The organism is Melghirimyces algeriensis, from assembly GCF_900182565.1.
In the GTDB taxonomy this organism is placed as follows: Bacteria; Bacillota; Bacilli; order Thermoactinomycetales; family DSM-45169; genus Melghirimyces; species Melghirimyces algeriensis.
Genome location: NZ_FXTI01000001.1, coordinates 209,961 through 230,323, shown reverse-complemented (window position 1 = coordinate 230,323; position 20,363 = coordinate 209,961). Strand labels below are relative to the sequence as shown.

20 protein-coding genes, 2 pseudogenes and 1 other annotated feature are annotated in these 20,363 nt (G+C 48.9%); of the genes and pseudogenes, 4 read left to right on the top strand and 18 right to left on the bottom strand.

Features of this window, described 5'->3' with window-relative positions; all coding sequences use genetic code 11:
* Positions 1 to 127: 127 nt before the first annotated feature.
* A pseudogene (locus tag FN782_RS01055) lies at positions 128 to 328 on the bottom strand (SelT/SelW/SelH family protein); the annotation flags it as partial.
* 198 nt (positions 329 to 526) lie between these two features.
* Between FN782_RS01055 and FN782_RS01050 the strand changes: the two are divergent.
* From FN782_RS01050 to FN782_RS01040, 3 genes are all read left to right on the top strand, one after another.
* Positions 527 to 1,900, top strand: coding sequence for an RsmF rRNA methyltransferase first C-terminal domain-containing protein (locus tag FN782_RS01050; protein WP_142503915.1), 1,374 nt, complete (start codon positions 527 to 529; stop codon positions 1,898 to 1,900).
* 204 nt (positions 1,901 to 2,104) lie between these two features.
* The gene (locus FN782_RS01045; protein ID WP_142503914.1) at positions 2,105 to 2,518 is read left to right on the top strand and encodes a PH domain-containing protein; all 414 of its coding nucleotides are present in this window, start codon (positions 2,105 to 2,107) and stop codon (positions 2,516 to 2,518) included.
* A gap of 19 nt (positions 2,519 to 2,537) precedes the next feature.
* Positions 2,538 to 2,696, top strand: coding sequence for a methyltransferase RsmF C-terminal domain-like protein (locus FN782_RS01040; RefSeq protein WP_246064803.1), 159 nt, complete (start codon positions 2,538 to 2,540; stop codon positions 2,694 to 2,696).
* Here FN782_RS01040 and FN782_RS01035 read toward each other — a convergent pair.
* The 13 genes and pseudogenes from FN782_RS01035 to FN782_RS00980 form a co-directional block, all read right to left on the bottom strand.
* Positions 2,669 to 2,911, bottom strand: coding sequence for a hypothetical protein (locus tag FN782_RS01035; protein ID WP_142503912.1), 243 nt, complete (start codon positions 2,909 to 2,911; stop codon positions 2,669 to 2,671). The genes FN782_RS01040 and FN782_RS01035 overlap by 28 nt on opposite strands.
* A 63-nt stretch (positions 2,912 to 2,974) precedes the next feature.
* Positions 2,975 to 4,171: an MFS transporter gene (locus FN782_RS01030; protein ID WP_142503911.1), complete on the bottom strand. Its 1,197-nt coding sequence runs from the start codon at positions 4,169 to 4,171 to the stop codon at positions 2,975 to 2,977.
* Between the two features lie 455 nt (positions 4,172 to 4,626).
* The gene (locus tag FN782_RS01025) at positions 4,627 to 5,283 is read right to left on the bottom strand and encodes an NfeD family protein (RefSeq protein WP_142503910.1); all 657 of its coding nucleotides are present in this window, start codon (positions 5,281 to 5,283) and stop codon (positions 4,627 to 4,629) included.
* A gap of 136 nt (positions 5,284 to 5,419) precedes the next feature.
* A complete protein-coding gene (locus FN782_RS01020) occupies positions 5,420 to 7,777 on the bottom strand; it encodes an endonuclease MutS2 (protein WP_142503909.1) in 2,358 nt (785 codons plus the stop codon).
* Positions 7,778 to 7,883: 106 nt separating this feature from the next.
* Positions 7,884 to 8,585 (bottom strand): spore cortex-lytic enzyme, encoded by a 702-nt coding sequence (gene sleB / locus FN782_RS01015; protein WP_425462673.1) that lies wholly within the window; start codon positions 8,583 to 8,585, stop codon positions 7,884 to 7,886.
* A gap of 57 nt (positions 8,586 to 8,642) precedes the next feature.
* A pseudogene (locus FN782_RS17415) lies at positions 8,643 to 8,855 on the bottom strand (peptidoglycan-binding domain-containing protein); the annotation flags it as partial.
* Between the two features lie 125 nt (positions 8,856 to 8,980).
* Positions 8,981 to 10,708, bottom strand: coding sequence for a DNA polymerase/3'-5' exonuclease PolX (gene polX / locus FN782_RS01010; protein ID WP_142503908.1), 1,728 nt, complete (start codon positions 10,706 to 10,708; stop codon positions 8,981 to 8,983).
* Positions 10,709 to 10,779: 71 nt separating this feature from the next.
* On the bottom strand, positions 10,780 to 11,283 hold the full coding sequence (locus tag FN782_RS01005) for a CvpA family protein (RefSeq protein WP_142503907.1): 504 nt from the start codon (positions 11,281 to 11,283) through the stop codon (positions 10,780 to 10,782).
* An 18-nt stretch (positions 11,284 to 11,301) separates the two neighbouring features.
* Positions 11,302 to 11,553, bottom strand: coding sequence for a cell division protein ZapA (zapA, locus tag FN782_RS01000; RefSeq protein WP_142503906.1), 252 nt, complete (start codon positions 11,551 to 11,553; stop codon positions 11,302 to 11,304).
* 73 nt (positions 11,554 to 11,626) lie between these two features.
* A complete protein-coding gene (gene pheT, locus FN782_RS00995) occupies positions 11,627 to 14,053 on the bottom strand; it encodes a phenylalanine--tRNA ligase subunit beta (protein ID WP_142503905.1) in 2,427 nt (808 codons plus the stop codon).
* An 18-nt stretch (positions 14,054 to 14,071) separates the two neighbouring features.
* The gene (pheS, locus tag FN782_RS00990; protein ID WP_142503904.1) at positions 14,072 to 15,106 is read right to left on the bottom strand and encodes a phenylalanine--tRNA ligase subunit alpha; all 1,035 of its coding nucleotides are present in this window, start codon (positions 15,104 to 15,106) and stop codon (positions 14,072 to 14,074) included.
* Between the two features lie 73 nt (positions 15,107 to 15,179).
* Positions 15,180 to 15,425: a binding site (T-box leader), on the bottom strand.
* Positions 15,426 to 15,660: 235 nt separating this feature from the next.
* The gene (locus FN782_RS00985; RefSeq protein ID WP_142503903.1) at positions 15,661 to 16,458 is read right to left on the bottom strand and encodes a TrmH family RNA methyltransferase; all 798 of its coding nucleotides are present in this window, start codon (positions 16,456 to 16,458) and stop codon (positions 15,661 to 15,663) included.
* Positions 16,459 to 16,460: 2 nt separating this feature from the next.
* Complete coding sequence (locus tag FN782_RS00980) at positions 16,461 to 17,141, bottom strand: potassium channel family protein (protein ID WP_281285906.1); 681 nt, start codon at positions 17,139 to 17,141, stop codon at positions 16,461 to 16,463.
* 85 nt (positions 17,142 to 17,226) lie between these two features.
* Here FN782_RS00980 and sspI point away from each other — a divergent pair, with 85 nt between their 5' ends.
* Positions 17,227 to 17,463 (top strand): small acid-soluble spore protein SspI, encoded by a 237-nt coding sequence (gene sspI / locus FN782_RS00975; RefSeq protein ID WP_142503901.1) that lies wholly within the window; start codon positions 17,227 to 17,229, stop codon positions 17,461 to 17,463.
* A 79-nt stretch (positions 17,464 to 17,542) separates the two neighbouring features.
* Here the strand turns inward: sspI and FN782_RS00970 are convergent, their stop codons facing one another.
* The 4 genes from FN782_RS00970 to FN782_RS17040 form a co-directional block, all read right to left on the bottom strand.
* Positions 17,543 to 18,619: a M42 family metallopeptidase gene (locus FN782_RS00970; protein WP_142504289.1), complete on the bottom strand. Its 1,077-nt coding sequence runs from the start codon at positions 18,617 to 18,619 to the stop codon at positions 17,543 to 17,545.
* Positions 18,620 to 19,030: 411 nt separating this feature from the next.
* Entirely contained in the window at positions 19,031 to 19,228 is a 198-nt protein-coding gene (locus tag FN782_RS00965; protein WP_246064801.1) for a spore germination protein, read from the bottom strand.
* Positions 19,229 to 19,407: 179 nt separating this feature from the next.
* The gene (locus FN782_RS00960) at positions 19,408 to 20,073 is read right to left on the bottom strand and encodes an SGNH/GDSL hydrolase family protein (RefSeq protein ID WP_185955956.1); all 666 of its coding nucleotides are present in this window, start codon (positions 20,071 to 20,073) and stop codon (positions 19,408 to 19,410) included.
* 142 nt (positions 20,074 to 20,215) lie between these two features.
* On the bottom strand, positions 20,216 to 20,341 hold the full coding sequence (locus FN782_RS17040) for a sporulation protein YjcZ (RefSeq protein ID WP_221930153.1): 126 nt from the start codon (positions 20,339 to 20,341) through the stop codon (positions 20,216 to 20,218).
* Positions 20,342 to 20,363 lie beyond the last annotated feature (22 nt).

Sequence of the window (20,363 nt, the reverse complement as noted above, 5' to 3'; positions counted from 1 at the left end):
TGCTTTCAACAAAAACCGGCATGTCAAGTACTTCCTCTAGGCTCCACCCGGTTTCATTTCAATAGCATCATGCATTCAACGAAACTCTCCGCTCAAGCTGGGAAAAACCGGGGGAATCGCCCGGTTTTCACTTCGGTTCGCCCACTTCCGCTTTCATCCGTTTGGGTACTTCGCCCTCTTCGGCATGGCGACCCGTTTCTTTTTTGGAATAGATCGTTTTCCCATTGACGGCCACTTCAAAAACGCCGCCACTGGAGGGAATCAAAGTCATTTCGGTGATCTGATGGCGAAATGCATCAAACAGTTCTTCTGCCACACGGGCAGCATAGGGTGCATAGTTTCAGGCCATGCAGAATTCAATGCTGACTTTGTAGTTCTTTTCCAATCCCATCACCTCTAAAAACGGTTGTCTTTATATTATACGTTTTTTGATTCCACAATTCATCCCTCCATTGCCTTTTTCTTTGTCACCGGGATTTGCTACAATAATGAGATGGTCAAAGGAACGGATTGAAGGAGGCAACTGATGAATCAACTTCCTGAAGCGTATCACCAACAGATGAAAGAGCTGTTAGGAAAGGAATATCCCGCTTTTATTGAAACGTATGAGGATCTCCCTCATCGGGCACTGCGCATCAACACGCTGAAGCTGTCCGTTGCAGAAGGGGTCCACCGTTTGCCTTTTGAGCTGGAACCGGTGCCATGGTGCCCAACCGGTTTTTACTATGACCATGATCGGGATCGCCCCGGAAAACATGTTTACCATGCCGCAGGCCTCTATTATATTCAGGAGCCCAGTGCCATGGCTCCGGTGGAAGCCCTCGACCCCCAGCCGGGGGAAAGAGTGCTGGATCTTTGCGCCGCACCGGGTGGAAAAACGACTCAGATTGCCGCGAAGATGGACGGACGCGGTGTTCTGGTCGCCAATGAAATCAGCAAGGAGCGGAGAAAAGCCCTGGTGGAAAATCTGGAACGGTGCGGGGTGAGCCATGCCGTCATTCTGGGGGAACATCCACAACACCTCTCCACCCGGTTTGCCGGTTGGTTTGACCGCATCCTGATTGACGCCCCCTGCTCTGGAGAAGGAATGTTTCGCAAAGATCCTGAAACCCAGGAGCGATGGAGTGTTCGCTCTACGGAAGCAGCCGCAGATTTGCAGTTATCCATTCTGGAAGCGGCTGCCCCCATGTTACGTCCCGGCGGACGGATCGTCTATTCCACATGCACATTTAATCCACGGGAAAATGAAGGGGTCCTGGATCAGTTTCTGAAACGGTTTCCCCATTTCACGCCCGTTGACGTTCCCCAAGCCTCCCATTACCGTCTGGCTTGTCCACAATGGGCAGACGCAGATCCCTCCGTCGGTCGAGCCACCCGCCTGTGGCCCCACCATCTGTGTGGAGAAGGACATTTTGTATCCGTGTTGGAAAAAACGGACGGAGCCGAAGGAAGTCGACAGAAGCCGGGGCAACTTCCTCCAGTCCATGGGGACGCCAAAAAGGTGTTTCGCCAGTTCATCGAGACATCGCTGACCCATGACCCGTTCCAAGGTCCATTCACCTTGTTTGGCGACCATCTCTACCAGGTACCGGAACATCTTCCTTCGCTGAAAGGGCTGGTGGTGGAACGGCCCGGTCTTCATCTGGGACAGGCCAAACGAAAACATTTCGCACCCTCCCATGCTTTTGCTTTGGCTCTTACCCCCAACCAGGTACAGCGAAGCATTTCGTTCGCCCCTGATGAGATCGAACTGCAACAGTATCTCCAGGGACAAGCCCTTCCCCATGATGGAGAAAAAGGCTGGATGTTGGTGACTGTGGATAATTTCCCACTCGGTTGGGGCAAGGTTTCCGGGGGGCTGATCAAAAACCATTATCCCAAATGGCTGCGCTGGAAATAAAAAAGATCGATCGAATAAGTGATCCATATTCCCTAACTGGCCCGCTCCCCGGAGTGGGCTTTTTCCATTTCCTGTGACTTCTTCCTCGCCTATATACGTAGGTGTCCGTTACAGAAGGAAGACTGCAACGAATGAAGAATAGAGAGTTAAATTCCAGTCATAGTTTGGATGAGATATTCCTGATTTAATGAGGAGGTACTTATTTTGAACACCTTTTTCAGCAAAAAAGATTTCTCTTTTGCCTTGTTGACTTGGGGACCACTCTTGATCATTCCCGCTTACTTACTCTTTTCCATCATGTCCTTACAAGAAGCTCTCATTCCCATTGCCCTGTTTTTGATATTTTACAGCTTTACGCTGTGGATCTGGTTAGGGACCTATTACAAATTTGCGGAGGAGGAACTGATTATAAAAGCTGGACCCTTCCGCTGGAACATTCCTTATCATCAGATTCAAAGGGTGATAAAGACAAAAAGCCTCCTCTCCAGTCCTGCTCTTTCCCGCCATCGATTGGAAATCACTCATCAAAAAGGTCACATTCTGATTTCCCCGCAACGGGAAAAGGAGTTTTTGTCCAAGTTAAAGGGCAAGAATGAACAAATCGAAATGGATCTCTAACCTCAAAGAGAAGAGTTTTTTGTTGCCAAACCACACTGTTACAACAGGTACTTCTCTTCCCCATGATGGAGAAAAAGGCTGGATGCTGGTGGCAGTGGATGGTTTTTCTCTCGGTTGGGGCAAGGTTTCCGGGGGACTGATCAAAAACCATTATCCCAAATGGCTACGCTGGAAATAAAAAAGATGAATCGAATAAATGATCCATTGAGGTTCATGACAAAGTGGTGAAGGGGAAATTTCCGTTTCCGCATCTCTTTCCTCCAGCGAAGAAGTGGAAGGAGTCCGCTTCACCCCCTCCGGTCCCAACCAGCGGACAAAAAGGAAAAGAGGTTGTCCGCTAAACGGTTGGAACCTCCAGGGGTTCCGCTGGGTCGTCGGAAAAGGATGCTTCACCGGAAATCCCCCTCTTATTCCCTTTGTCAGCAGTCTCGATGGACCCGGTATGATCCATCTTCCCTAACTGGCCCGCTCCCCGGAGTGGGCTTTTTCCATTTCCCGTGACTTCTTCCTCGCCCATGCATACTGAATGGCAGACCAAACAACAAACAACAGAGAAAAGAAAAACATCCCCCGATAACCCAACCATTGGGCGACAAAGCCGAGTAAGAAGGAGCCAACCCCAATTCCCAGGTCCAAGGCCATAAAGAAGGTAGCCGTCGCTGCTCCCCGGCGCTTTTCCGGAGCCTGTTGGATAATGATTGCCTGGATGGACGGTTGGATACTGCCATAACCCAGACCGATCAAGACGGCGGCACTGTAAAAGAGAAACATTCCCTCTGCCAGCCCCAGAAGGACAAGACCTGCGGCATAAAAAAGCAAGCCGGGATACACCACATAGTCAGAGCCTTTGGTGTCATTCATACGCCCTGCAAAAATCCGGGACAGGACCAGAGCAAGAGCGTAAACAAAAAAATACCCTCCAGCGAGTTCCGGATGTCCAAGCTCCACCGCATAAAGCGAAATAAACGCGCTGATTCCTCCAAAAATAACGGCGGCACCGACGACGGACATGGCAAAGGGAATCGATCCCTTATCAATGAGATGTGTCCATTGATTCAAGGAGAAACGAATGTAGGGTTTTCCGGATCTTGCCTTTCCGGGATAACGAATCAATGAGGCTAAAACCAAACACAACAGAGCCGCTGAAAGACTGCCCGCAAACAGAGCGGAATAGCCGAAATCGGCCAATTTCAGCCCGATGGTGGGTCCCACCACCATGGCCAGGGTAATAAAGGTTCCATTGTAACCCAAACCTTCTCCCCGACGGGAAGCCGGCACCAGATCAGCCGCCACGGTCCCGGAAGCTGTGGAGGCCATCCCGAAGACCGCTCCATGAATCAGGCGCAACACTAACAACAGTATAAACGTAACCGTCACATAGTAACCGGCAGTCACCAAAGCAAACAGCCCCAGGGAAACCAACATAAATGTCCGTCGCCCCAGCTGGTCAAGCAGCATTCCTGACCACGGACGAACGACAATTGCAGCGATGGCAAACGAACCGGCAATCAACCCCACCTGGTTTTCATTTCCACCCAGCTCTTCTGTCACATAAAGAGGCAAGGTTGGCAGCAAAAAGAAAAAGCTGCCAAACATCAACAGATTGACGATTCCAAGCAATATAAAATCCCGTGTCCACAGTCGTTCCTTCATGTATTCGGCATCCTTTCTTTCAAGATCCTTTTATTCGTATATACGCAAATTTAGTATAACGAAATATATGCATCGATGCATGTTCAACATTTCCTCATACTTGCCCTTTGGCAGAATAGACCAAGCCAGGACTCCCATATATTATGAATAAAATAAAATGGAAGCGGGTGAGATGATCTTGCATTGGAAATCATTTGTCAGACCTTACACATTCTTTGCCCCTTCCTTTCCCATCACCATTCTCCAACCAAACTGGCTTTATTTATACCACCACTACTGGGAAGAATGGGAAGAGAAACCGGAAGGGGATCACACACAGAAAAAACGACCGTCCGTCACGGTTCAACAACCACAGAATATACAGGTTAACATTCGCGCAAGGATATAGACAACCCTCGATACCATATATTGCTAAACCTCCAGCGATTGCTGGAGGTTTAAATGGTGTTTTTGCACTATTCTCCTTGCGTTGGAGATTTATCTGCCATGGACAACGGTTGAACCAAAATCCGGGTTCCATCTACAGAAACCACTTGAACCGAAGTCCCCTTCTCCATCCAAACTCCCTGACTGATCCCACTATAACGCACACCATCAATTTCCAGCGTTCCGGAAGGACGAAAATCCGTGAGGGCTGTCCCCTTTTTGCCAATCAATTCACGGTATCTGGCATTCACTGAACTGTATCCGGTCTCACGGGTCAAAGCATTTTTAAGAATAATGTTATTCCATAGGTCTCTGTGTGGCAAGACTTTTAAGGAAAAAAATCCAATCAAGAGTCCCAGAATCCACATGACAGCCACCAAACTGCCGGTCAAAAAATCTCCCGTGGGAAGAACCAAACCGACCAACTTGGCCAATAGCCCAATTGCAGCCAATGTTCCATCCTGTATCAGTTTTCCGTCCATAATAAACAGAATCAAACCGATCACAAGCAATCCAACAGACCAGGGATCAACATCCAAGCTTCGGGAATAGATATAAAGGACCAACAAAAGGGTTCCCGACAATCCAGCAAGTCCTTTTGCTTTCACCAGCAATTCTGTCATCAAAAGCATTCCCGCCAAAAAAACAATCAAACCTGCACCCCATGGTTCCAAAATCCAATCCATTCCATCCCCTCCCCGTCAAATTTATGTGGCATACAGGGCAAACCAGACGGCGCCGATCATAAAGAAGAGAAGTGCGATGGAGGCCAAAATCAGTGCCAGTCGCGCCAACATTCTTGATTCCCCCTTTATGAGATCCTTATTTTAGTTCCACCACCGTTACACCGAGTCCCCCTTCCCCTTGACCGCCTGAGCGGTAGGAACGGACACGGGAATGATTGTCCAGGTACTTTCGTACTCCCTTTCGCAGTGCTCCGGTTCCTTTTCCATGAATCAAGAAGACATTGTCAAACCCGGCCAGCAATGCATCATCCAGATACTTGTCAATTTCCGGAATGGCCTCTTCTACCAGTTTTCCTCTGAGATCCAACTCTGGCCGTACATTGCTGGAAAAACGTCGATAAGAGGTGGTGCCGGATTCCGAATGGACCTGGGGAGATGCTTTCCACTGCAAACTGTTGCGGGGCACTTTCATTTTCATCAAGCCAACCGCCACCTGGAACTCATCATTCCCCAAATCTGCGATGACCTGGCCTTTTTGATTCAATGTTTTCACCCATACTTCATCCCCGACAGCAATCGCTTTCTGGGGACGGTCTTCACTTTCCACGTCTTTAACCCACTTGGTTTCCGGTTCGACATCGGTAAGCCGTTTTTTTGCTTCAATCAGCTTATGTTCCTTTAATGATCCCGGTCGCTCCTTGGCCCATTGACGCAGCTGATGGATCACTTCCTCGGCTTCGCGCTTGGCCCTGGAAACAATGCTTTTTGCCTCTCTGCGTGCCGACTCCTGTATCCGCTCTTTTTCCTTTTCCCACCGTTTTAACTGCTGTTTCAATTCCTGATGCAAGGCTTCCGCTTCCATTCGAAGCGCTTCTGCCTTTTGACGCTCTTCCTCTGCCTGGCGTTGATCCTCACTCAGCGCACCAATCATATCCTCCAACCGATTTTCCTCACTGGAAATTTGGGAACGGGCCGTCTGGATGATCTCTTTTGGAAGTCCCAGGCGCTCTGCAATTTCAAACGCATTACTTCTGCCAGGGATGCCAATCAATAAGCGGTACGTGGGACTTAATGTTTCCACATTAAATTCCACACTGGCATTGATCACTTCATCCCGGCTATTGGCAAACAACTTCAGTTCGTTATAATGGGTGGTGGCCACCAAGCGACACCCGCGTTCCAGTACTTTCTCCAGGATCGCAATGGCAAGAGCGGCACCTTCCGTAGGGTCGGTTCCTGCCCCCAGTTCATCCATCAGAACGAGACTCCGTGCATCGATCTGTTGCAGAATATGAATAATATTGGTCAAATGAGAAGAAAAGGTACTCAGGTTTTGCTCAATACTCTGTTCATCCCCAATATCCGCAAACACCCCGCTAAATACGGACACAGTGCTTTCTTCCTCTGCCGGAATGGGAAGTCCCGCCTGCGCCATCAGCGTAAGCAGCCCCACCGTTTTTAAGGAAACCGTTTTTCCACCTGTGTTGGGCCCCGTAATCACGATGGCACGATACGCTCCACCCAGCTCCACATCGATGGGAACCACTTCTTCCATATCAATCAGCGGATGGCGAGCTCCTTTGAGGCGAATCAACCCATCTGTATTTAAACGGGGCACAATTCCTTTCAGTTTCCGTCCCAAGCGGGCCTTTGCAAAGATGACATCCAGTTCGGTGCAAACGGATAGATTATTCTCTACATCCTCCGCAGATTCGCCCACCTGTACGGTTAACTCGCCGAGAATCCTTTCGACTTCCCTTGCTTCTTCCAATTCAAGCTCCCGAAGGCGGTTATTCAAATCCACGACGGACTGCGGTTCAATAAACAGGGTTTGTCCCGAAGCCGACTGGTCGTGGACAATCCCTCCAAAGGCCCCTCGATACTCCTGCTTGACCGGAATCACATAACGATCATTTCGCTGTGTAACAATGGACTCTTGAAGCATCTTCACATATTTGGAATGGTGCAAAATTTCTTCCAAAGAACTTCGGATTCGTCCCTGAAGCTGAATGATACTTCCCCGAATCCGCTTCAACGCTGGACTGGCTTCATCCTTGACCTGCCCATCCTCATCAATGGAAGATAAAATGGATTCCGCCAATCCGCGTGTTTCCGCCAAACGCCCCACCAACTCCCGAAGAATGGGTAGGGGCGCATCTTCCGGTTCCAATCTTTTGAAAGCGGAAGAGACTCTTTTTTCGGCTGCAGCAGTTCCAGCGACATCCAGTAGTTCCACTGCCGACAATACACTGCCGATCCGGGCCCGCTGTAGAGAAGGACGTATCTCTTTGACCGACTCAAAGGAGAGGTTCCCCGCCAGTCGGAGAAAATCCATTGCTTCCGCCGTGGATTGAAGCATGTGACTAACATCCTCTGTACAGGTAGAAGGTTGCAATTCAGTGGTAACCGTTTTTCCTGTTTCGGAGGAAGCCAGCTCAATCAAACTTTCAATCATTCGATGATATTCCAAGGTTTGTTGCATACGTGGGTCCAAACCTGTAACCTCCTCTTTCCGACACAATCCTTATCCATTATATCATGCAGAAAAAACATTACACAGGAGCAAAAAACAGCCGACTTCTGACAGTCGGCTGCTTTGTTTACTTTGTGAAGATATGCTTTCCAATCCGTTTAATCTGGGGCCGTCCCCAAATCCAGTCAGATGTGGCGGTATCCGGATTGAAATAATATAAGGCTCCGCCACTAGGGTCCCAACCATTGATCGCATCATAGACCGCTTTCTTTGACCGTTGATTCGGCTGCAGCCAGATCTGTCCATCTGCGACCGCTTCAAACGCCAACGGTTGGAATATGATGGCGGAAGGGGAATTTGGAAACTTCTCGCTTTCCAGGCGGTTCAAAATGACAGCAGCGACAGCAACCTGTCCCACATACCGCTCACCACGGGCCTCAGCGTAAACCGCTTGGGCGATCATACGAATGTCTTCCTTGGATAACCCCTTTGTATGTTCGGGAACTTTTCTCATCGGTTTGACTTCCGTAAGCGCCGGTTTTCTCCTTTTTGCGGGAGCTTTTGCACCCAATTTCATACCGCGCGTTGCTTTCCACAATTTCAGTTTGGTCTTGGGACCTACTCGTCCATCCACCTTGAGGGCAAACCGATATTGAAAATCACGGGTTGCCCGATCTGTCTGCGAACCGAACTGACCATCAATTTTTCCGGCATAATATCCGATGAATTGAAGCCTACGTTGCAACTCCCAGACATATCCTCCCCGGTCTCCCTTGCGATAGATCCGATTGGAAACACCCGGAGCCCACTCTTTGGATGCTTCCACCAGTTTCCTTTTTGTTTTTGGTCCCGCAATTCCATCCACCTTGAGTCCAAAGGAGTACTGGAAAAGCCGGACCGCACGGTAGGTTCGTTTCCCAAGCTTTCCATTCACCTTACCGGTGTAGAAACCGAGATACTTCAGCCGTCCCTGCAACTCATAGACATCGCCTCCCGTGGCACCTTTTTTCAACTCTTCCTTGCCAAACGCGAGTTCCGCCTGGGTGACGGTGGCGACCGAACCAGATACAAAGAGGAGACAGGCACAGAATAACAGCATTATTCGTTTGATCATGATTCGTCAACCTTTCTATCGGTTGGTTCTTTATGCTGTTAGTATTCCGTCATTTCCCCTGCCTATGCAAAAAGCCCTGTCATCCCAAAGCGGGCAGCTCGCACTTTGTATCAAGCATTGCGGATCGCTTTTAAGCGTTTCCTGAGCGCCTCAAGCGAATAAGTATTCACGACATCCTCAGGCTCCAGCCAACCGCGACGGGCGGTGGAGATTCCCAATCGAATAAAAGAAAACATTTCGGGTGCGTGCGCATCTGTATTGATGGAAAAATGAATCCCATATGCTTCCTTTGCTTTTTTCAGGTTTACATCACTCAGATCCAGGCGATTGGGATTGGCATTTAACTCCAGAATGGTTTTGGTTTCAGCTGCCGCTTCAAATATACGATCCAGGTCCACTTCATATGGGTCCCTGCGATTGATCAAACGACCGGTTGGGTGCGCAATGATATGAACGAACGGATTTTCAATGGCATTTAGGATTCGACGAGTCATCCTGTCCCGGCTTTGGCGAAATGAACTGTGGACAGAAGCAATCACCAGATCCAGCTCCGACAGGACCTGATCAGAAAAATCCAATCTTCCATCCGGCAGAATATCCATTTCTATCCCTGCCAGAACCGTGATTCCGTCCAACTCCTCATTTACCGCATCAATTTCCTCCCGTTGTCGCTTCAGATCATCTTCTTTCAAACCACCAGCGACTTTGAGGGATTTGGAATGATCGGTAATCGCAATATATTCATACCCCCGTTTTTGAGCCGCCAGAGCCATCTCTTTCACAGAAGCAGAGCCGTCACTCCACCGGGTGTGCATATGAAGGTCTCCCCGAATGTCCCCTTCCTGCAACACCTGGGGAAGTCTTTCCCCTGGAACATCCATCTCGCCACGATCTTCCCTCAACTCCGGAATCACAAAGGGGCATTGAAGCTGTTGATACACTTCTTTCTCTTCTGTAAAGGTCAGCTCTCGTTCATTCTCCGAATCAACAATTCCATATTCGTTCACTTTCCATCCAAATTCCTTTGCACGCTGCCGTATTCTGACATTATGCTCTGTGGACCCGGTAAAGTGTAGCAGTGCCGTAATGAAATGACGGGGCTCAACCAAACGAAAATCAACTTGAATATCAATCCCCATCCCCACGACAACACTTACCTTGGTCTCTCCGTGGTTGATGACTTCCTTTACTTCCGGCATGGATACAATCCATTCACCAACCGCTGTCGGTCTCTCTGTAGCCACCACCAAGTCAATATCTTTAACCGTTTCTTTCATCCTGCGGAGACTGCCTGCCGGCTTCACTCTCTGTACATCAGGATGCTCCATCAACCGTTTTTCCAGCGTTTCCGCCACAGGAAGAGCATGAATGAGCAAGAACCGGGCAGGACGTTCCTTCATCCGAAGAATCCCTTCCAGGATTTTCTTCTCTTTTTTCTCACCAAATCCCGGCAGCTTTCGAACCTCTCCTTCTGTTAAAACGTTCTCCAGCTCTTCCATATTTTTAACGCCCAAATCCCGATATAACACATGAATCGATTTTGGTCCCAGTCCTGGAATCTTCATCAATTCTGGCAATCCTGTCGGTAACTCTTCCAGCAAGTTTTGCAGTGCTTCCAGTGTTCCCGTGTTCATGATTTCCTGAATCGCCGCGGCCGTCCCTTTTCCCACACCCGGCAGTTCTTCAGGTCCTTTTTCCAGCTCGTCCAGTGCTTGACGGCTGTTTTCCACTGCCCGTGCCGCTTTTCGATATGCATTCACCTTGAAGGGATTTTCCCCTTTCAATTCCATCAGATCAGCCAACTGATTTAACTGGGAGGATACCTGTTTGTTGTTCATCCTCCAGCCTCCTTCCTCCATTGCAAATGCCCCTTTGACAAAGGAAAACCCCCGCAAATAGGGGGGCGAAATTACTTGAAAAAATCCGGAGTCAGCTCCAAAAATCCCTGACTGATGAGGGAACCGTCTACTGCCTCCTGTCCATTCTCCCAGGGAAGAATCTGAAGGAGGTGAACGGCGATCACTACCAGCAACAAAACCTTTAAAAACCCAATCAGGGCGCCACCTACCCCATTGATTTGCCGCAGGACCGGAAACTGGGTCATCCGCGTCAACAGTGCAGCCACAATGGAAAGCATCAACTTTGTTCCCAAAAACAGAAGAAGAAAGGCCAGCGCATAATAAATAGTTCGTTCAATCGGTAAAAGCTTTACCAAACCGTTATCGCTCACTTCCTGCGGAAGTGGAATCACTCCCTTGAGGGCCGGGGCCAGATCCGAACTGAACTGATAAGCGACAAACAAAGCAAGGAGCACTCCCACCAAGGAGATCATCTCTTTGATCAAACCCTTACGATATCCCAGAACCAAGCCCCCGATGAGTAACAGGATGATTATGAAATCCATTGTATTCATGATGTTTCATCACCTTTTTTATGGTTGGTCATCTTCGATCAGGTGTAAAATCTCTTCATACTCCTGTTTCAATTTCATATAGGCATCGGTAATGTTGACAGCAGAAAGAACCGCCAGTTTCGTTGTGTCCAGGCGCGGGTTGTTTTTGGCAATCTCCCGCATTTTCTCATCTACCTGACTGGCAACCTCCCGAATATAACTCGGACTGGTCTTTCCCACGATATGGTACGTCTGACCATAAATCTCCACCGTGTGTTTGGCGCTGCTCATCACTTTGCCTCCCAACATCCTTAGCCTATTCTCTATTTCTTCTTCGGGAAGCGCAGTTCCTGCTGAAACGGTTTTATTGACGCAAGGAAGCGTTAAACGCTTTTTCCAACTGTTTGATCACTCTCTGATGCGTCTCGTTGACTTCCTCATCCGTCAGGGTGCGATCCTCTCCCTGATATTGAAGAGAAAACGCTACACTCTTCTTCCCTTCCCCAATCTGATTCCCGGTAAACACATCAAAGAGGGAAACGGAACGAAGCAGATCGCCACCAGTCAAGCCAATCGCCTCTGAAAGATCCGCGACCGGAATATCCTGATCAACGACGAGCGCAAGATCCCGTGTGGTGACAGGATGTTTCGACAAGGGCTGATAATGAAGTGTCCGGTTGAGTGCTTCTTCAATCATCGGGGTAACATCCAGTTCAAAACCGTAAGTATCCCCCAGATCATGTTCCTTTGCCTGTTGGGGATGGATTTGTCCAATTACACCCAAACGGTAGTCCTTTCCTTTTGCCAAAGCGGTTCGTCCTGGATGATACCCCTCCGGCTGTGCCGCTTCATAAGAGACATCATCGATCCCCAGCCGTTTAAACAGCCACTCCACGACACCTTTTACAGTAAAGAAGTCAATGGTTTCTGTCCGTTTTTGCCAGTGTGGTGGTGTGATGGAACCGGTCACCAACCCGGCAAGCACCCATCGTTCCTCCGGTTGCTGGGTCAGCTTTTTCTCCTCCGTTATAAAGACTTTCCCCAATTCAAAGAGGGCTGCTCCTTCCTCTCTTCGATGAACATTATATTCAGCTGTTTCCAGAAGCTGTGGAAGAAGGGATGTCCGGAGCACTTTCCGCTCATCACTCATGGGCATACTGATTCGAATCGGACGGGCATCCGGATAGAGTACGGAGGGCAATTCACGCAGTCTTCCCGGTGAGGTCAAACTGTAGTTCACCACTTCATGGTATCCGGCATCCCGCAGTGTATGGCGAATCACTCGGCGAAGGCTCTGTTCTGGAGTGAGCGCACCCGGTGATTGCTGTCCCCATGGAAGGGTTGTTGGAATTCTGTCGTACCCGTACAACCGCGCCACTTCTTCAATCAGATCCACTTCAATGGACAGATCCGGACGCCGTGACGGAACTTTCACCCGATAGACACCCTCCTGTTTCTCTGTTGGAAACCGAAGGCGACGAAAAACATCTTCCACCGCTCGTTCTTCCACTTGAACCCCCAGCAGGCTGGTCAAGCGTTGATGGCGCAATTCAACCGTAACATCCTCAATGTCACCCATTCGCTCCACTGTGACAGAAGAGGCCACTTTTCCCCCTGCCAGCTCTCCCAGCAATTCCACTGTACGTTGAAGTGCCGGAATGATCCGCTCTGGATCAACCCCCTTTTCAAAGCGGGTACTCGCTTCTGAACGAAGTCCCAGGCGGCGGGCCGTCCGTCGAATGGATTCCGGAGCAAAGTAGGCTGACTCCAACAACACCGTCGTCGTTTGCGCTTTGACCTCCGAATTCTCACCGCCCATGACACCGGCAATCCCTATCGGTTTTGTCCCGTCTGTAATCAGGAGTGTTTGCTCATCGCAGGCTCGTGTCACCCCGTCCAATGTCTTGACCGTCTCACCTGTGGCCGCCCGTCGAACAACAATTTCGCCCCCTTCTACCTGATCATAGTCGAAGGCATGCAACGGTTGTCCATATTCCAACATGACGTAGTTGGTGATATCCACCACATTGTTGATGGGTCTCACACCGGCAGCCAACAGTCGATTTTGCATCCAGCGGGGAGACTCACCCAGTTGAATCCCTTCAACCACTTGTGCAGCATAGAAAGGGCAATCCTCCTCCGCATCCAAGACCACATCGACAGGTTTTGCTTTACCGGCTGGCTTCTGTTCTTCCGTCTGAGGCAGGCGGATATCCCGATCCAAAAGAGCTGCTGCTTCATAAGCCACTCCCCACATACTGAGACAGTCTGAGCGGTTAGGTGTTAGGTCCAATTCCAAGACCACGTCATCCAGACCGAGAACAGATGTAATATCTTTTCCCAAATGGGTATCATCCGGCAAAACCAGAATTCCATCCTGCTGTTCTTTGGGAAGTAACTTCTCAGGCATCCCCAGTTCTTTGGCGGAACAAATCATCCCCTGGGATAAAACCCCGCGCAGTTTGGACTTTTTAATCTTTAAGCCACCCGGCAACCGGGAGCCGACAAGGGCTACCGGCACTTTTTGATCCTCTGCTACATTGGGAGCGCCACAAACAATGTTCAGGGTCTCTTCCTCTCCAACATCCACCGTACAGACACGCAATTTATCGGCGTTGGGGTGGGAGTCCACTTTTTTGACATGGCCCACCACCACTTTTTTTACCCCTTGATCCAGCGGGTGGATTCCATCCACCTCAATCCCCCCGCGTGTCAGCTCATCTGCAAGCTGTTCCGGGGTGACACCGTTCAAATCCACATATTGACTTAACCATTGGTAGGAAACAAGCATCCAAACCCTCCCCTTCTATCAAACGGATTGGAATTGACGCAGAAAGCGCAAATCATTGGTGTAGAATTGGCGGATATCATCGATTCCATATTTGAGAAGTGCAATTCGTTCCGGACCCATTCCAAAGGCAAATCCGGTATAGCGTTCAGAGTCATAGCCACCCCGCTCCAGTACACGGGGGTGAACCATTCCTGCTCCAAGGATTTCAATCCATCCGGTGTGCTTACACATCCGACAGCCGCTTCCACCGCACTGAACACAGGAAATATCCATTTCCACACTCGGCTCTGTAAACGGAAAATAACTGGGGCGCAGACGGCTTTCCAGCTTTTCCCCAAACATCTGCTCCGCAAAGGCCAGCAGCGTACCGTGTAACTCGCTCATGGCGATCCCCCGATCCACCACCAGACCTTCCACTTGGGTAAACTGATGGGAATGCGTGGCATCGTCATCATCCCGCCGGTACACTTTACCGGGGCAGATAATCTTTACCGGGACCTTTCCCTCCTTGGACTCCATGGTTCGAACCTGTACCGGTGAGGTCTGTGTCCGAAGCAGAATCTCCGGAGTAATGTAAAAAGAGTCCTGCATGTCACGGGCCGGATGGTCTTTGGGAAGATTCAGAGCTTCAAAATTGTAATAATCAGTTTCCACTTCCGGTCCCTCTGCAACCTCAAAGCCCATTCCAACAAAAATATCCTCAATCTGCTCAATCACTGCGTTCAATGGGTGAATTCCACCCAGCGGACGCGGTTTGCCCGGAAGGGTCACATCAATCGTTTCCTTCTTCAGACGCTCATTGAGGTGAATGGCTTCCAACTCCGCTTCCTTATCGTTGATCCATTCTTCCAGAAGATTTCTCAGCTCATTGGCCTGACCGCCGATGATCGGCCGTTCTTCGGGAGAGAGGTCTTTCATTCCTCTCAGCACTTTCGTGATTTCCCCTTTTTTCCCCAAATACTTTACCCGAAGCTGTTTCAATGTTTCCAGATCCGATGCAAAACGGACTTGCTCCGCCGCTTCCTTTTTCAACCGCTCCAATTTTTCTCGCATCGTCACGGACTCCCTTCGTAGACTTCCAATTCAATCATGCATTCTCTTTCAAGGAAATAAAAAAACCCCGCGTCCGAGGGACGAGAGATTCGTGGTACCACCCTTGGTTGAGCAATCATTGCCAATGACAGAAAGATTGCCCCACTCTGGGAAAGGATAACGGGTTTCAGCCGGTAGCCCCTACTTCTTCCGAGATGGAAGGTTCAGAGTTCAGCTCAGGAGGGAACTTCCCACCACCGTTTCCTTGGGGCGCTTCCAGTCACGGCAACCCCTCCCTGTCAGGGCGTATGGCGGTACTTTTCTCCGTCTCAGCTTTTAACCATACAAACTTTTGGCAATAAGTATATTTTAAATACCGATAAATTGCAACAAAAATCCTTTAGAAAAAATCAGACGGCTACAGTTTCATTGGAGACTCTTTTTCCTGGAGTCAGGGATCTGCTGGAAAAGGCGGTCAAATTCCTCTTTCGGAAGTACCATAATCTCATCCCCTGATAGGTCCACTAATTATATGTAAAAAGCCAAGCAAATGGATTTTCGCTTGGCTTTTGTTGTCATCCATCGATCCCTTGGTATTTCTGACGTACCCATTCATACAGGAGTATTCCGGTTGTTACGGAGACATTGAGAGATTCCACTTGCCCTGGCATGGGAAGCCGAACGTGCAGATCCATAAGCGCCTTCAATCTTGAAGAAATCCCTTGACCTTCATTTCCCAGAAGAAAGGCCACCTTTTCCGGATACACTTTATCATAGTGGGCCTGTTCCGCGTGTGGACTGGTCCCAACGACAAAGTAGCCCTGTTTTTTCAACTCAGGAATCGCCTCTGAAAGGTCACCTCTTCGAATTCGGGAGCGGAAAAGCGATCCCATGGCTGATCGAACCACCTTGGGATTATAAGGGTCCACTGTACCGCTTCCTAACCACAGATCCCTGGCACCAACTGCTTCAGCCGTTCGCAGAATCGTTCCCAGATTTCCGGGGTCCTGTACAGCATCCAGCAGTAAAACCGGCCCTTCTCCCTTTAATTGATACGCCCTTTGTTCATCGGGGACCACCACTTCTGCGGCAATGCCCTGAGGGGATTGTGTATCCACCAATTGAGAAAAGTTAGAGGAATATAGGGAGTAGACAGGGACTCCTTCCAATCGGGGAAGCCGATCCAAAATACCGATTCCGCGTTCCGACACCAGTACGGAACGCACCTGCCAACCGGCCTTTATCGCCTCAATCAGAAGCTTTTCTCCTTCAATCAAAAGGCTTCCATATTCTTCTCTTCCCTTACGGGTACTCAACTTCCTCCAACGTTTCATCTTTTCATTTCGTGTGGAAGTAATCTGAAGGATATTCATCCTTATGCACGTTCCTCCAATTTTTTTAAATCATTGTTATGTCCAATGACAACCAGGATATCTCCGCGTTGAATCCGATCCCCGGCCAGTGGAGCAATATTAATATGATTTCCGCTTTTGATCGCCATTACGTTACAGCCGAACTGAGCACGGATATCCAGTTCCTCCAGAGTTTTGCCAACGAAGTAATCTCCGGCACTCACCTCAATAATACTGTAATCGTCAGCCAATTCGATATAGTCCAGGATATTGGGAGAGATTAAATGATGCACCACGCGTACCCCCATATCCCGTTCCGGATAAACAACTTTATATGCCCCAACTTTGAACAGCACTTTTCCATGGAGGTCATTTGTCGCTTTGACGACAACCTTCTCTACGCCTATATCCTGAAGGATTAACGTCGTCATAATACTGGATTGGATATCTTCACCGATAGCAACGACCACTACATCAAAGTTGCGAATTCCAAGAGCTTTTAAAGCATTTTCATCTGTGGAATCCGCTTCCACAGCATGAGTCACAATTTGGGCAAAATCCTGAACCCGTTGGGGGTCTCTGTCAATCGCCATCACTTCGTAACCCATATCATGTAAGGTTTTGGCAACACTTCCACCAAAGCGTCCCAATCCGATCACGGCATACTGCTTGCTCATGAGATCCTCCTTCTTGTTGGAACCGATACCGGATATTATACCACAATTTTCTTTCCTGACGGATGAATGATGGAGATAAAAGGCAAACTACCTAAAAAGGAGGGAGTGCAAAATGAATTTCCCCATTCGTGGAGCTGTTTATTACAATATCCAAAATATGAGTACTGAAGAACTGAAAGATATGGTAAAAGATTCGATCCAAGGAGAAGAAAAGCTTCTCCCCGGACTGGGCGTCTTATTTGAAGTGATTTGGCAAAACAGCGATGCATCACACAAAGAACAGATGATTGAAACATTGCATGAACATCTTCCCAGAGAAAAGGCCCAGCCTCCAATCTCTCCATCTTAAAACCAACAACAGGACGGGAGATTCTCCGTCCTGTTGTGCTGTTATGCATTCATAATGAAACCTAAAGCAGGGTGAGTCCTTATCCTTTCAACAGTTCCTCCACCTTGGGCGCATCCAATCGATCGATCACGGCTACGAGAAGTTGGATCAATCCTTCAACATCTTTTCGGTGAATCATCGATGTATGGCTATGGATATAACGGGCTGGTACACCGACCGAGACAGCAGGAACTCCCTGATCATACAGATGAATATGACTGGCATCCGTCGCCCCGCCCTTGATCCACTCATGTTGGAGAGCGATTCCTTCCGCTTCCGCCGTTTCCTCAACGAGATGAAGGAGTCCGCGATGGGGGAGATGTCCAGCATCATAAAGGACCACTTGCGGACCATCGCCGAGGCGACAAGGAGCCTGATCACGATTGACACCCGGAATATCTCCGGCAATCCCCACATCCACGGCAAACCCGATATCCGGTCGGACAGCAGCGGTGGCCGTAAAGGCTCCCCGGCGTCCCACTTCCTCCATCACTGTACCCACTCCAAAAACGGTGTTGGAGTGTTTTGTCTTTTCCAGCCTCCGCAAGACTTCAACTGAAACCGCACAGCCCAGTCGATTATCCATCGCTTTGGCAAGCCAAATATCAGACTGGTTCATCTCTGTAAAGGGAGAGTAGGGAACCACAACATCTCCCGGACGAATCCCCATTTCTTCCGCTTCGTCTTTATCGCAGGCTCCCACATCAATAAACAGTTCATCCAATGGAACCGCTTTCTTTCGTTGCTCCAGAGAAAGGAGATGAGGCGGTTTGGAACCGATCACTCCTAAAAGCTTTCCCTGTTCGGTCACCACTTCCACCCGTTGTGCAGAAACCACCTGACTCCACCAACCGCCTAGAGGTTGAAACTTCAGGAATCCCTCATCTGTAATGCGGGTGACCATAAAACCGACTTCATCCAGATGACCGGCAACCATAATTCGGGGACCCCCGTTTCCTTTACGGGCAATCATTGCCCCCAATCGATCCGAGTACACCTCATCCGCCGCAGTCGCCGCCCATTCACCCATCAGTTTTCGAACCTTCCCCTCATGCCCCGGTGGGCCTGCCACTTCCGTCAATTCTTTTAACATCTGCTTAAAGTCGCCTTGTTTCATTTCTTTCATATGTACACCTCTCTTCTAAAATACACCCAACCTTTATCTTATCATAATCCTCCCAACCCGTAGGATTGGATGGTGCTCATCCCACTCGCAGTGGGTTTTTCCTTGAAAACGTTCTGGTATGGGGTTCCAGTGGCGAACGTGTTCTCCCGCTGAGTAAAACCATAAAAGGAAACCAGCGTACTGGATAGGTACGCTGCCCATGCGGCTTAGCCGTAGTACGGCATGGGACGGGCTGATTTAAACAGAAAATGGACTGAGGGCGCTACCAAGAATCCCACACCTTTAGGCGTGTGGAGTATGAAGTAACGAAAGGGTCAAGCATGGAGTTACCGCTTTGAATCGTTATATCCCCAGAAAAAAACACCCAATGGGTGCTTTTTCTCTGGAAGCGGTTCCTACGTCTTACACCTGGTCTAAAATATCCGGATCAATGGACTGATTCTGTCCTCCATCTATATTGATTGAAAAGTCCCCAATAGGACCTGAACCCCCTAGGCTCTGTGTATTTTCATTTTGATACAGATTGACGGCATCTCCCAAGTTAAACAAAGCCGTATTAGATATATCCTGAACCTTCGTATTAAAAATATGATTGATCACTCCGATAAAAATTCCCCCCTTCCAAAACAGTCATCCCATGATATGCATCGTTCTGCGAACCGGTCACAGAAAAAATTTCCAAAATAAATCCTATATGTCACCACGAAGGAATCCCGCTGTTTCACCGTGCCCACAAAAGAGCCCTCCCAATTTTTTAAGAGAGGGCTGCACAATGGACATCATGATCCGTATATCGCATTTAAAAGCGCCCCCGTGATCACTTGATGTCCTTGAAGATTGGGGTGAATCGGTTTGCTTCCCACCAACCGGATATCGGACAGTTTTCCGTTTCGGTAGCCGTGAATCAGTTCCGGTTGACGCCCCTGGAAGACAGAGTAAATATCAATCAATGGAGCGTGCCATCGGTTGCAGGCATCTTGAAGAGAGTGATTTAATGCGGATATCAGCTTCCAAGCCAACGCAGAATGCGGGAAAGGATTATAAAGGTTGCAGACAAACGGAGGTCTGGATTGCCGGCTTCGAATAAGGGACAGGATTCCATTGATATTTTTTTGGTACGAGATCAACATCGGCTCATAGATTGCAGGATTCCTACATAGCATCTTGTTTCGAAGATACGTATAAAGTAGATCATTTCCACCAATCCAGAGTGTAAGCAAGCCAGCCCGTTGAACCATGAAACGGAGACAGGGTGAAAATCCGAGTAACAGAAGGAGTTGACCACTCGTCAGCCCTTTTTGTCCGGCATTGTAAACCCGGAAACAAGGAATTCTCTGATCCAAAACAGTTGCCAGCATATAAACATAACCCCGTTTACCGGGAGCGGAATACCCTTTGGTAATCGAGTCTCCCAGAGCGGTGTAGAGGAACTTCGTGCTTGTCATCGGCAGTCCCCCTATCATGCACCTTATTTCAAAAATATTCTCTATATTTCATATGAGAAGCAATAAAAAAAAGACACGGCATACGGCTGAAAAATAATAGAAAAGGAACCCTGTTCAGAGGGTTCCTTTTGAGAGACGATGTTTAATAACCGCCCCAAACTCCAACCAGCGCAAAAATGGTGGCAATGACCAACAGGAAGATCAACAGACGACGCAGACCAAATCCACCAAAACCGCCATAACCACCGTAGCCTCCAACTCCGGACATACCGCATACCTCCTTTACTCAA

Coding starts and splice junctions, on each gene's coding strand:
- polX (WP_142503908.1), bottom strand. CDS start 10,708: ATGAACAACAAACAGGTATCCTCCCAGTTAAATCAGTTGGCTGATCTG.
- FN782_RS00960 (WP_185955956.1), bottom strand. CDS start 20,073: ATGACAAGCACGAAGTTCCTCTACACCGCTCTGGGAGACTCGATTACC.
- FN782_RS01030 (WP_142503911.1), bottom strand. CDS start 4,171: ATGAAGGAACGACTGTGGACACGGGATTTTATATTGCTTGGAATCGTC.
- pheS (WP_142503904.1), bottom strand. CDS start 15,106: ATGCGAGAAAAATTGGAGCGGTTGAAAAAGGAAGCGGCGGAGCAAGTC.
- FN782_RS01025 (WP_142503910.1), bottom strand. CDS start 5,283: ATGGATTGGATTTTGGAACCATGGGGTGCAGGTTTGATTGTTTTTTTG.
- FN782_RS00970 (WP_142504289.1), bottom strand. CDS start 18,619: ATGAAACAAGGCGACTTTAAGCAGATGTTAAAAGAATTGACGGAAGTG.
- FN782_RS17040 (WP_221930153.1), bottom strand. CDS start 20,341: ATGTCCGGAGTTGGAGGCTACGGTGGTTATGGCGGTTTTGGTGGATTT.
- FN782_RS00985 (WP_142503903.1), bottom strand. CDS start 16,458: ATGAATATCCTTCAGATTACTTCCACACGAAATGAAAAGATGAAACGT.
- zapA (WP_142503906.1), bottom strand. CDS start 11,553: ATGAGCAGCGCCAAACACACGGTGGAGATTTATGGTCAGACGTACCAT.
- pheT (WP_142503905.1), bottom strand. CDS start 14,053: ATGCTTGTTTCCTACCAATGGTTAAGTCAATATGTGGATTTGAACGGT.
- FN782_RS01005 (WP_142503907.1), bottom strand. CDS start 11,283: ATGAATACAATGGATTTCATAATCATCCTGTTACTCATCGGGGGCTTG.
- sspI (WP_142503901.1), top strand. CDS start 17,227: ATGAATTTCCCCATTCGTGGAGCTGTTTATTACAATATCCAAAATATG.
- FN782_RS01050 (WP_142503915.1), top strand. CDS start 527: ATGAATCAACTTCCTGAAGCGTATCACCAACAGATGAAAGAGCTGTTA.